The organism is Rhizobium altiplani (assembly GCF_001542405.1).
In the GTDB taxonomy this organism is placed as follows: Bacteria; Pseudomonadota; Alphaproteobacteria; order Rhizobiales; family Rhizobiaceae; genus Rhizobium; species Rhizobium altiplani.
The window spans coordinates 60,914-71,840 of sequence record NZ_LNCD01000088.1 but is presented as its reverse complement, the minus strand read 5'-3'; the positions used below and the strand labels follow the sequence as shown (position 1 = coordinate 71,840).

The window sequence follows — 10,927 nt, the reverse complement described above, 5'->3', positions numbered from 1 at the left end:
GCTGTCATCGTTGATCGCGTGTGTTGAGGCTGCATGATCGGGCCGACAGGAAATGTGCGGGTCTACTTGGCTTGCGGGGTGACCGATATGCGGCGCGGTATCGATGGTCTGTCCGCTATGGTCGAGGCGGTGATCAAGGAAGCGCCGGGTTCCGGAGCGATCTTCGGCTTCCGTGGAAAGCGCGCCGACCGGATCAAGCTTCTATGGTGGGATGGCGAGGGGTTCTGCCTATTCTACAAGATTCTCGAGCGCGGATACTTTCCTTGGCCGACGGCGAAAGATGGCGTTGCGCATCTGACGCAGGCGCAGTTGTCGATGCTTGTTGAAGGGATTGACTGGCGCCGACCAGCGTGGACTTCCGCCCCTGGCCGCACGGGTTAAAAGCTATATTTTACAGGGACATCCGGGGCAAAACGCTAGTGCTTTCGCTGCAAATCGGCTATGTTTTTGGGCATGAAAGCACCGCCGCTGGACAGTCAGGACGAGCTATTGGCATTGCGCGCGCTCGTCGCTGAACAGGCGGCGAAGCTTGAGAGCCAAGTAGCCGAAGTCAGCAAACGAGACTCCATTATCGGGCTTCTGCGTGCGCAGCTGGAACTGCTCCGCCATCGGCAGCATGGCGCTTCTTCGGAAAAGATCGATCGGAAGATTGAGCAATTCGAACTGATGCTGGAGGAGATCGAAGCCTCTCGCGCCGAGGCTGATGCTCGTTCCGGAAAAGGCCTGTTGCCAGATCTGGACGATGCCCCCGACAAGCCGAAACGCAGACCTCTGCCGGATGGCCTTCCAACTGAAGAGCGGGTGTATGCAGCGCCCTGCAGTTGCCCGACTTGTGGTGGCATGTCCTTCCTGAAGGCGGCCGACAAGGTGGTCCAGGTGATGGAGCATGTGCCGGCTTCTGTGAAGATCGTCCGGCATATCGAGAAGCGCATGGTCTGTAGGGACTGCGATACAATGGTATCGGGTGAGATGCCGAGCTTGCCGATCGAGCGAGGCAAACCTGGACCAGGACTGCTCGCACACATCATGGTCGCCAAATTTGACGATCATATCCCGCTCTACCATTTGTCCGAGATGTACGACCGGCTGGGGATAGACATCTCCCGGTCTGTCATGGCGGACTGGGTTGGCCGTGTGTCCGTTCTGCTCTCGCCCCTCATCTCGCTGATCAGAGCCCATCTCGCGGCCATCGATCGAATACACACGGACGACACGCCGGTCGATGTTCTCGACCCAGGACGAGGAAAGACGAAGACCGGCAGGGTCTGGGTCTATGTCTTCGATGGCAGCGGCTGCCAGGATCCCACGCCCGGAGCGATCGCCTATTACTATAGCCCCGACCGAAAGGGCGTGCATCCGGCTGAACACCTCGCTCACTTCAACGGCGTAATGCATGCGGACGGGTATGCTGGCTATAGCAAGCTTTACGGCAACCAGATCATCGAAGCTGCCTGCATGGCGCATGTGCGCCGCAAGTTCCATGATGTGATCAAGCTCAAGCCATCTTCGATCGCCGACGAGGCTCTGTCGCGCATCGGTGCCCTCTACGATATCGAGGATCGTATCCGCGGCATGTCGGCTGACGAGAGGCGAACACTGCGCCAGCAACACGCCAGACCATTCTGGCGGACCTCAAGGCCTGGATTGAAACGGCGCTTTCGACGCTGCCGCAGAAACAGAAGCTTGCCGAAGCGATGCGATACGCTCTCTCGCGATGGGCAGCATTGAGCGTCTACATTGACGATGGCCGTGTCGAAATCGATAACAACATAGCTGAGCGCGCTATGAGGCCACTCGGAATTGGAAGAAAAAATTGGCTCTTTGCTGGATCAGACAAGGGCGGCGAGCGCATCGCCACTATCCTGACCATCATCGAGACAGCTAAACTCCATGGCCACAATCCAGAGACCTATCTGACAGACGTCCTGACCAGGATCCAGAGCCATCCGAAGGATCGACTTGAGGAACTGCTCCCGTGGCAGTGGACTCCGGCAAAAGACCGGTACGAGGCTGCGTGATGGCACGCTCAAGGATCATCTATACCCTCAAAGAGGTCGCTGAGATGATCGGCGAGAACCTCGAGTTGATCGAAGAGGTGACCGCCAACTCGGATAATATCAGCGAAGGCGAATTGCTTTATGTCCGCGACGGCAGCGAATTCGGCACAAAGGGCCTGACCGAGAACGGCGTGGACGAACTCCAAAATCTCCTCGCCGACATACGGACATGGGATGGTGGAATCCGCCAGTTTCTCGTCGATGAACAATGCGATCCGGATGTGGTCGAACGCGTTATGGCAGACGAAATGAAACGCGGCCTATAATATCGGCCTCTCGACCAAGCGAAAATGCCTTCGCCGGACGCTCACAATGCAAGGGTTGGCCCCGACGAAGAGCACGAGATGCGCGCTGCCGGCCTTGATGATGTGATGATCCAGGGCGTTCGTGTGACAATGGCATTCCTCAGCACCAATGGATTCGGCCAAATCGGTCGCCGCCAACTGGAGGCTTATCCCCAAGGACCACAACATCGCACCGGCGGAAACGCACATCCTCCAAGCAGAGCAGCTTTGCTTGCGTGGCATGTCGGCAGCGTTGCTCAATACCGAGCGGCGATGGTCCGGCGTCCGACCTGATGATATTGCCCTCCTGAATGCGGCGCTTGCCGGCGATACCGCGGCGACTGCTGTATCGCACGTTGCTTCGTCTCAATCCGTGTCGCAGCGAACGTCGGCAGCGCCATATGGAAGTCGAACGGTACCGTCGTCCTCGCAACCTATTGCACCTCTTGAGAAGGTGCCTGCATCGGTTCGTACGATCGCGGTTGCCGCCCCTCCGGTTGAAACCGAGGACGGCTTCGATCTCGACGATGAGGATGAGGATGAGGATGAGGATGAAGCGGAACTGGAACTGCAGGATTCGGACAAGGGACTTGTCGAAATCGTCCAACTGGCAGCGGAGGAACGGGTCGCAACCAAAGAATGGCGACACAAGATGATTAAGCAACACGTGAGTATTGCCGAGTTGTTGGTTCGATTCGTCGGACACGACCAGCCGGCACGCTTGAGGCAGCGAAACATCTCGGAGTTCCGAAGCATGCTGTTCAGGCTTCCGAAAAATCACGGAAAGTCGCCGAACGACCATATCATGCCTCTGAGCGAGCTTCTGGCTCGTGCCACGACGTTGCCGCCCGAGGAGGTTGGCTTGTCGCCCGCGACGATAAATCGCTACATGACCCAAATGGGCAACATCGTGGACATCTGCAAACACGCCGGATTTCCATTCGGGAATTTCGAGGGCGTTTCCGGTCTGCGAACCAAAAGGAAGGGTGACGTCAGAAACGAGCGTGGACGTTTCTCAACCGAGGAACTGCAGACCATCCACCTATGCCTTGGATTGCGTTCCGGGCAACTTGAAACACATCAACTCAATTTACCCTTCCGCGATTCATGAGTCCCGTTTTTCGTTTCCCGTTTCCAATTCTTCGATTCCGAGGCAAACCGCGTTTGCGGCCCGAGCGCCATGTTATCCCTGACGAGGGCGAGCCAGTCATCTCTCTCCGGATTGTCAACATAGGAAGTGGCGTTTGTTTCTTGCATCTACGGCGGCGACGCTAAGGTTGCTCAACAAGGAGTTAGGCAATGCCCCGGAAATCTAAGAAACAACGCAATGCAGAACAGCTCGCACGTCAACAGCGCGTGAGGGATAACGCTAAGACCAAGCGTCGGCCGTCACGGGACGATCTGGCGAGGGTGCTGCTCTGGCAGATGATCACGGCCGCTCAGCGACGCGAAGATGCCCGGGCGGCACTGGACAAGCTTTCTGAAGCCATCGTCGAAGAGTTGGAACGTCAAGGTTTCGATGTCCGGGAAAGCGAGGATGTCTTCGAAGACTTAGCCGATCGGTACTCAGGTGGCCTGTTTCCGTTCCGGCCCAAGCGTCATCTGATGTCCCACTCGACGGCCTCTGAACTGTGACATGGTGGTTTTGCGCAGCTATCCTACTTTCCGGCTGCCAGAGCTTCCGAAGAACCAACTTTGCAAACGGCGTTCAAATTTACCCATAAGTTTTCCCCCCATTACTCCTGATAACGCCGTTTGCGTTTGAATCGCGCTCCAATTGAAAAACCGAACGAGCCCAGCCCTTGTTCGAAACGGCAATAGGCAGGCCGTCCTGATCAGGCGTCAGCCAAGTCCTCGAGGAACTCAGAGCCGGGGGCAACCGCGGAGACGAAGAGATGGTCCCGGGCGCGGGTTGCGGCGACGTAGAGCAATTGTCGCTCTGTCGCCACGACTTCGTCCAACTCGAACTCGTCGGAGACGTCGTTGATCCGCGCCGCCAGCGGCAGGACCCCTTCATCGCAGGCGACGATCAAGACAGCACGGAACTCCAAACCTTTTGCTAGATGCATCGTACCGATGAGCACTGCCTCTTCGGGGCCTCGCCCGGCAAGCGATGAAACTGTGCCGACGGCTGCCAGTTCGGCGACCTTCGATGCACGAGCGATCTGATCGTTTGATCGACAGAAGATGCCGATCTCGTTGGCTCGTATTCCCTGTTCCAAGAGGCTGCGAAGGAATTGCGACGCAGCCGTCGCCTCCTCCTCGATTGTCGGTGCAACGACGATAACCGGCTCGATGCCATCGAAGACAGACACAGTTCCCTTGCGTTGATCTTCCTCACCGTCGACGTCTCGGACACTTTCGGGAAGCAGCCTGTCCGCCATCCTTCTAATCTGATGCGAGGTGCGATAGTTGACCTTGAGCGTGAAAGAGCGCCCACGCACGTCAATACCCAGCCCCTTCCAGGAAAAGGGCTGCTGGAAAATGCGCTGGCCGATATCCCCGGCGAAGAAAAGCGAGTCCGGTCGGTTGGGCACGATGGCGTTCAGGAACCGCAGTTCGGCGACGCCGAGGTCCTGGGCTTCATCGACGACTACTTGCGTATAGGGCCTGTCTGCGCGGTCCCGGAAGTGGTCGGTAACCACAGTGAACAGGTCGGCAGCGGTCAACAGCGCCTTTGCGCGCAATTGCCTGCGGACCTCCGCAAACGCTGTCCAGAGTTCCTCGCGCTGTTTCGCGCCAAGTCGGTTCTTACGCCCCATCCGCGGCACAGTTGCATAGGTTTCGGCGCTATCGACTTGCCAGGCGTCGATGACGTGCTCCCATTCGGAATTCAGGAACTGCGGCGTGTATTTCGTTATGCCGCCCGGCGTCGCCGCGTCGTTGATAAGTGCCCTCAGTTTTTCTCGGCCGACCAGATAGGCCTTCCGACCTGTCATGAGCGCGAACAGGTCAGTTGCCGCTTGTTCGAAGGACGATACAGTCACCCTGTCGGCGAGCGAGGGGGTGTCGGCAAGGAGCACGCCAAGCTTGCGCTTCAGCGCGGTGGCAAGCGGCTCCGAGAAAGTCGTCAGGAGTACCCTCGCTTGCGGCTCGTGGCGGAGAATGCGAGCGACACGGTGCAAGGCGACCACGGTTTTTCCCGTGCCGGCCGAGCCGACCACACGCACGGGTCCGGAGAAATTCCGGTCCACCAAAACCCGCTGCGAGGGATGAAGGAACACCGCCCATTTTTCGAACGGCTGGTCGAGCGCGGCGGCCAGTTCCTCATGCCCTTCCAGGATACGGAACCGCCGTTGCGAATCGGGATGGCTATAGGCATCGGTGGTAACCGGCGCCGGCTTACTGAGAACACCCGTTGCAGCATATTCCAGCAAAGCCTCGGCTGCTTCCTGCGGTAGGTGATTGGCAAGCGTAAAGAATTTGTCTTCGCTTGCATCGAGGACATCCTTGATCCAGTCCTCGGGCACCCCGATCGACAGTACGTCGTCGGTGGACAGTTTCGAAAACAGCGGCAGGGCAGATACGGACGGCGCGGCCGGAACGGGGAACGGCAACTCTGGCTGTTGTGCCGGCGCCGGCTGGATCACAATCTCCTCGACACGCTCGCGCACCTCGACGATTTGGATCGCGCCTGTGCGCGGATGGGCCTCGATGCGCCGCCGCTCTGCCCAGGCATAAGCGGCGTCATGGTGATCGACATAGGCGAGCATCACACTGTAGCCGGTCTTGTGGATGATGATCCTGAGATCGCGATTGACGCGGACGGACCAGAAGTTCAGGTCCTTGGAGGCGTCAATGCGGTGGAACTGCAGGCCAGGCCGGTTGGGATCGGTCTGCAGGTCAAATGCCGTCAGCTTGGCTTGCTTCTGCTCCTCATTGGTGAGCTTGGCAAGGGCGGCGGTGAAGCTGTCGGCGAGGATCGTTGGCATCAGGCTGTTCCTAGACGCGAAATATCAAAACTTATCAACATCATTCATTATCGTGGAAATGCGATCGACCTCTTCCTTTCGTCTTCCAAGTTGAAATTTCTCATAAAGGATCATGCTTCTGCCAAATGCGTTGAATGTTTTTTCGCCCTTTATCGTAAGGTTGAAAGTATCATCCTCGTTCGTGATGAATCCAAACTCGCAGAGCGAGTCTATTTGCTTTTCGACTTCATGGAGCTCCATGTCGCAGGCGATTGCCAATCGACTTGCGCTGATGCCGTTGTTGGCAGCTATTCCCGCGAGTGGCAGCATGGCGATGGGTGACATGTTGTCCAAGTCGTCAATGCTTGATGCCAATTCGCCAACTACTGTAGAAAGCCATTTCCCGTAGTTCATAATTTCGCCTGACAATATCAGGTCTGTGATGTGTTTGCGCATACTGTATCCATTATCTGTCGGAAATTGCGAGACTATTTCGATGCGTCGATCAAGCCACGCATTACACCCCAAACACCTTCAGCACTTCATCGCCAAAATGGTTAATTACTTTCACCGCGATCCGCCCCGTGCTTGGCCGCGCAAACGGTCGTGACGTGTCGGCATGGAGCGTCTCCCAGGCATCCGGGTCGATCTCCGCCTTGAGCGCCGTCTTCAGCGATTTGTAGGGATCGTTCGCGCCGAGGAAATAGGCGTGGCGGACGAAGAAGCTTTCCTCGTCGTAGTCGGTATCGATGAACCAGGCGGCGATGCCCTTGACGTCGTCGGAGCGGATTTCGCCGGTCGAGGGGTCGAAGACGTCGACGCCGTGGACCTTCACCTTGATCTCGCCGCCGGGCGCGTCGAGAACTTCGACATCCGGCTCGCCGAAGACGACGAAGAGGTTGCCCTTGCCGGTGTTCTTCAGGTCCTCGGCCATGTGCAGGTCAGGGTTCATGCGCGCCTTCAGGATGGCGAGAGGGCCGAGGCGGTTGAGGTCGGTCGCCTGGGCGTCGAAATTGAAGGCGCAGGCGATCAGCACGTCGAACCGGGCGTCGGAGGCTTCACGGGCGGCGGCGGTGATCTGGCTGCGGGTCAGCGTACCGAATTCCGGTCCGATCAGGATTGCCGCGCGCTTCTCCACCGCGCCGCCATCGGCATAGCGGCCCTCGGCGGCGATGTAGTTACCCGGCCAGGGCTCGATGGAATTGAAGTGGATCGTGTCGCGCTTCTCCTGCTGGTGGACGCCGGCGCTGCGCAGATGGGCGAGCACCATCTCGCCGAAATCGGCCTCCGGCATGTTGGCGGGAGTGGAGGCGCGGGAGGTGATCGCGCCAGCGGCGGCCAGGTCCGCGCCCAGTGTATCCTCGCGGGCGGCGACGACGCGATGCGGCGACAGGCTCTCGACGGTGAAGGGGCCGGCGACGCGCACCTTGCTCTTGTCCTCATAGGGGCGGTCATAGAGGAGATCGACATCAGCATTTCGATCGATGGAAGCATCGATCTCCTTCTGCCGTGCAATGCGGCCTTCCCACCACCCCGCATGCAGCTTGCGCGCCGCGTCGGTTGCCAGGTGCACCTTGGCCTGCCCGTCCTTGCTGTTCAGCCAGGCGTCAAGGTCGCGGGGGATTTCCCATTCCTCGAACTTCGTAGAAAGCGCCTCGTTGAGTTGTCGCTGCAACGGTTCAAGAACGGTCTGCCACTTCACCCAAATATCGTCGATCTGTGAATTTGCAGCGATATCTTTGAGCATGACGTGCGGCGCACGGTCGTAGACGAAGCCTTGGCGAATATCATCTGTCACAGTGGCGTCGGCGAGGATTTTGCCCGAAACGTCCTGCTCCTTGGCTCGGCCTTCCTTTGAGTCGGCTAGAAGATAATAGGGATAGCGGGCACTCATCAGCCGCGTGCGCGCGAGGGCCAGCGCGACGCGGGATGTGTCCATTGTGATCCAGCGTCGTCCCCATTGCTCGGCGACATAGGCGGTAGTGCCCGAACCGCAAGTTGGGTCAAGCACCAGATCGCCGGGATCGGTTGTCATTAGAATGCAGCGCTTAATAGCTTCACTAGCCGTCTGAACGACATAGATGCGTTCTGTTCCTATTTGCGTAGATTCCCAACGATCAGTCAGTGGTAGCATGGGCACGTCACCAACGAACCGCCGATAGCGGATAGTTTTCGCTGTCCGTTCAATTCGGTTCGCCCTCAAGAGCCTCCGCAGGCCCGAGCTTGTGGTCTTCCAATGGGTGCCGGGTCGAATGTCGAAATGAGTGCCGTAGGCCTCAAACCTACGGCTTGCCGATGCTGATTCACCATCCGAATAAAGAGGAAACAATTGATAGCGCTTAAATATATCGAGAGTCTTACCATCCTCTTTCTCGTCGCGAGTAAGAGGGCGGACATCAACGAAATTCTCCAAATATTGATCATACCTGTCGAGAGAAGTATGCCCCTCTTTTCTTTTCGCCAAGAGTCGTCGATATTTTGTTAAGTTAATATTTTTCGCGTACCATATTATATAATCAACCGTGTTGCTAAGAAACTTCCCCTCTATTCCCCCTGTTTTTTGGAAAGCAATCAGAATCACAAAGTTTTCTTCACCAAACACCTCATCCATCAATGCACGAACGCGATGCACGTTTTCATCACTGATTTGGACGAATACAGAGCCACTCTCCGTCAGCAGTTCCCGCGCGACCATCAACCGGTCGCGCAGATAGGTGAGGTAAGAGTGGATGCCGTCCTTCCAGGTGTCGCGAAACGCCTTCACCTGTTCCGGCTCCCGAGAAACATCCTCCTTCTTGCCGTCCTTGACCGAGGTATTCTTTGTGGAGACCTGCCAGTTCGAATTGAATTTGATGCCATAGGGCGGGTCGAAATAGATGCACTGCACCTTGCCCCGCATCTCCTCGCGCTCGGCGAGGCTCGCCATCACCTGCAGCGAGTCGCCGAGGATCATGCGGTTCTGCCAGTGCTTGGTGTGCTGATAGAACTCCGCCCGCGCCTCCGGATCGGCAATGCCGTTGAAATCGGCGAAGAGATCAGGCGCGTCCGACTTCTCCTCACGCGCCTTGTTGGTGCGGCGCTTGAGATCGTCGATGATCGCCTTCGGATGCACCTTTTCCTGGATGTAGAGCGGCGGCGCATTGACAACGAGATCGGACCAGTCCTGCCGGTCCTTGCCGCGCCAGACGAGCTGGGCGTCGCCGATCTCGATCTCGCCCGTCTCGGCGAGCTTCTTCATCTGCGCCTGCGTGATCCTGATCTTCGCGCCGTTCCAGATGATCTGCGGATCGCGGTCCATGTCCCGATCCCGTTCCTCGCCATGCGGCAGCGGTCGGTCGCGCGGAATCCGCATCTCGCGGCCGCCATCGCCCAGCATTTCCTCCTGCTGCTCATAAAGACCAGCCATCTCGGCCGTGGGGTTATTCAGCCGCACCGCCTGGTCGTGGGTGAGGGTGGAGACCTCTTTTTCGCGCGGGGTCTTGGCCATTATTGTTTCTTCTCCTTTGAGGCGCGACGCTTGCTGCCCATCGTGACCCATCCAATACCTGCGCTCCGTAGCGCGGCACAGAGGGCCTTTTCCATTTCCTTGGCTTCGGCAGGTTTCATTGGGTTGAGATGCTGATAGAGTTCCGGGAGAAGACGAACATGGAATTTCTGTACGTCTGCGAACCCTTCACCTTTCCTGTGCTCGGCATATCGCTCGAACGGCCTGTGATGGGTATGCCCCACGTAGACACCGAATGGGTCCTCGTGATTGGGGTTATGCAGCAGGATGGCATAGATACTCCGGGTCGTTTTTCGCCCGTTTGTTGATTTCAGCCATTCCTTGGCATCCCACCGCGTTTGGGCCTTCAAGGTGCGCGCTGCGTCGACAGCCGCTCTAGTCCACTCTGCCGGCGGCTCAGGTCGCATAAGGTTCGCCTCCGTTTTCAGAGAACGGATTTTCGCCGAGCAGATTCGCTAGAGCAGATGCAAGCGCTTGAAGGTCCTCCGCGTGTTTGGACGGCAAGCCCTGGTGGTAGGCTTCGCAAATGGCCTTGGCTTTTTCTTGAGCTTGTTGCGTGCACCCGGCCAGCCACAAGTACTTGTCGATCACACGTTCGGCGTAGAGCTCGGGAATTCCTGAAGCCCGAATTACCGCATTGCCCGCCTCTGATTTCTGAGCAAATCCCTGCTTCTCTAGTGCCGCGTAGAAAAGACGGGCGCGATCTGAGCTCTTTCCTCGCGCGATACCGAGCGCGTTGGCAGCAAAGCTATCAAACATCGTCCATCCTGCGGGCTTGAGAAACCACATGAGCTTCGTTGTCCCGGAAACGAACTTCGGGGTTGCGGATTCGGCCCCCCGAATCCCGGGCGGCAGTTGCCGCAATATGTTGACGCAAACCGAAAAGCGCTGGGGAAGGGTGCCGGAGAATTGTTGTGCAGCGTTGCCTAAAGCATCAGCGATTGCAGTTGCTGCAGGATCGCTTGGGCCAGTATCAGTCGCACGGGGAATACCGCGATTGACCCCGTACGCTTTGGCAATCAATCGAACTATCCATGGGGAAAGCTGCCCCTCCTTTGCAATCAAGTTCAGATACACTTGATCATAGCAGAGCCACCAGCGGTGATGCTCGATGGTTGCCCAGTAGATCAGCGATTTATCCCGCATTTCAGCCACTAATCTCCATCGGCT

Annotated in this window: 10 protein-coding genes and 1 pseudogene; 6 read left to right on the top strand and 5 right to left on the bottom strand. The window is 57.6% G+C overall.

All coding sequences use genetic code 11. The features are described 5' to 3' along the window. Positions 1 to 33: 33 nt before the first annotated feature. The 6 genes and pseudogenes from tnpB to AS026_RS21575 all read left to right on the top strand — a co-directional run bounded on the left by tnpB (position 34) and on the right by AS026_RS21575 (position 3,976). A complete protein-coding gene (tnpB, locus tag AS026_RS21595) occupies positions 34 to 381 on the top strand; it encodes an IS66 family insertion sequence element accessory protein TnpB (RefSeq protein WP_062369358.1) in 348 nt (115 codons plus the stop codon). Positions 382 to 441: 60 nt separating this feature from the next. Then, a pseudogene (gene tnpC, locus AS026_RS21590) lies at positions 442 to 1,787 on the top strand (IS66 family transposase); the annotation flags it as partial. Further along, the gene (locus AS026_RS44615; protein WP_425349772.1) at positions 1,785 to 2,018 is read left to right on the top strand and encodes a transposase domain-containing protein; all 234 of its coding nucleotides are present in this window, start codon (positions 1,785 to 1,787) and stop codon (positions 2,016 to 2,018) included. The pseudogene tnpC and the gene AS026_RS44615, both read left to right, overlap by 3 nt. Next, the gene (locus tag AS026_RS43525; RefSeq protein ID WP_062369359.1) at positions 2,018 to 2,323 is read left to right on the top strand and encodes a hypothetical protein; all 306 of its coding nucleotides are present in this window, start codon (positions 2,018 to 2,020) and stop codon (positions 2,321 to 2,323) included. The genes AS026_RS44615 and AS026_RS43525 overlap by 1 nt, the downstream gene beginning before the upstream one ends. Before the next feature lie 148 nt (positions 2,324 to 2,471). Beyond that, complete coding sequence (locus AS026_RS42085; RefSeq protein WP_062371703.1) at positions 2,472 to 3,452, top strand: hypothetical protein; 981 nt, start codon at positions 2,472 to 2,474, stop codon at positions 3,450 to 3,452. A 188-nt stretch (positions 3,453 to 3,640) separates the two neighbouring features. Then, positions 3,641 to 3,976 carry a hypothetical protein gene (locus AS026_RS21575; RefSeq protein WP_062371701.1) on the top strand — a complete coding sequence of 112 codons (336 nt, stop codon included), beginning with the start codon at positions 3,641 to 3,643 and terminating at the stop codon, positions 3,974 to 3,976. A 200-nt stretch (positions 3,977 to 4,176) separates the two neighbouring features. On the opposite strand, the gene AS026_RS21570 is transcribed toward AS026_RS21575, so the two are convergent. From AS026_RS21570 to AS026_RS21550, 5 genes are all read right to left on the bottom strand, one after another. Then, complete coding sequence (locus tag AS026_RS21570) at positions 4,177 to 6,273, bottom strand: 3'-5' exonuclease (protein WP_062371699.1); 2,097 nt, start codon at positions 6,271 to 6,273, stop codon at positions 4,177 to 4,179. Positions 6,274 to 6,297: 24 nt separating this feature from the next. Beyond that, a complete protein-coding gene (locus AS026_RS21565) occupies positions 6,298 to 6,708 on the bottom strand; it encodes a hypothetical protein (protein WP_062371696.1) in 411 nt (136 codons plus the stop codon). A 61-nt stretch (positions 6,709 to 6,769) separates the two neighbouring features. Further along, complete coding sequence (locus tag AS026_RS21560) at positions 6,770 to 9,739, bottom strand: site-specific DNA-methyltransferase (protein WP_062371694.1); 2,970 nt, start codon at positions 9,737 to 9,739, stop codon at positions 6,770 to 6,772. Further along, positions 9,739 to 10,107: a hypothetical protein gene (locus AS026_RS21555; protein ID WP_131815333.1), complete on the bottom strand. Its 369-nt coding sequence runs from the start codon at positions 10,105 to 10,107 to the stop codon at positions 9,739 to 9,741. Before AS026_RS21555 ends, AS026_RS21560 begins: the two co-directional genes overlap by 1 nt. 46 nt (positions 10,108 to 10,153) lie before the next feature. Then, positions 10,154 to 10,903, bottom strand: coding sequence for a hypothetical protein (locus AS026_RS21550; protein ID WP_062371691.1), 750 nt, complete (start codon positions 10,901 to 10,903; stop codon positions 10,154 to 10,156). Between the last annotated feature and the right edge of the window lie 24 nt (positions 10,904 to 10,927).

Coding starts and splice junctions, on each gene's coding strand:
- AS026_RS43525 (WP_062369359.1), top strand. CDS start 2,018: ATGGCACGCTCAAGGATCATCTATACCCTCAAAGAGGTCGCTGAGATG.
- AS026_RS21570 (WP_062371699.1), bottom strand. CDS start 6,273: ATGCCAACGATCCTCGCCGACAGCTTCACCGCCGCCCTTGCCAAGCTC.
- AS026_RS21550 (WP_062371691.1), bottom strand. CDS start 10,903: ATGCGGGATAAATCGCTGATCTACTGGGCAACCATCGAGCATCACCGC.
- AS026_RS21565 (WP_062371696.1), bottom strand. CDS start 6,708: ATGCGCAAACACATCACAGACCTGATATTGTCAGGCGAAATTATGAAC.
- AS026_RS21560 (WP_062371694.1), bottom strand. CDS start 9,739: ATGGCCAAGACCCCGCGCGAAAAAGAGGTCTCCACCCTCACCCACGAC.
- AS026_RS21575 (WP_062371701.1), top strand. CDS start 3,641: ATGCCCCGGAAATCTAAGAAACAACGCAATGCAGAACAGCTCGCACGT.
- tnpB (WP_062369358.1), top strand. CDS start 34: ATGATCGGGCCGACAGGAAATGTGCGGGTCTACTTGGCTTGCGGGGTG.
- AS026_RS44615 (WP_425349772.1), top strand. CDS start 1,785: ATGAGGCCACTCGGAATTGGAAGAAAAAATTGGCTCTTTGCTGGATCA.
- AS026_RS42085 (WP_062371703.1), top strand. CDS start 2,472: ATGGATTCGGCCAAATCGGTCGCCGCCAACTGGAGGCTTATCCCCAAG.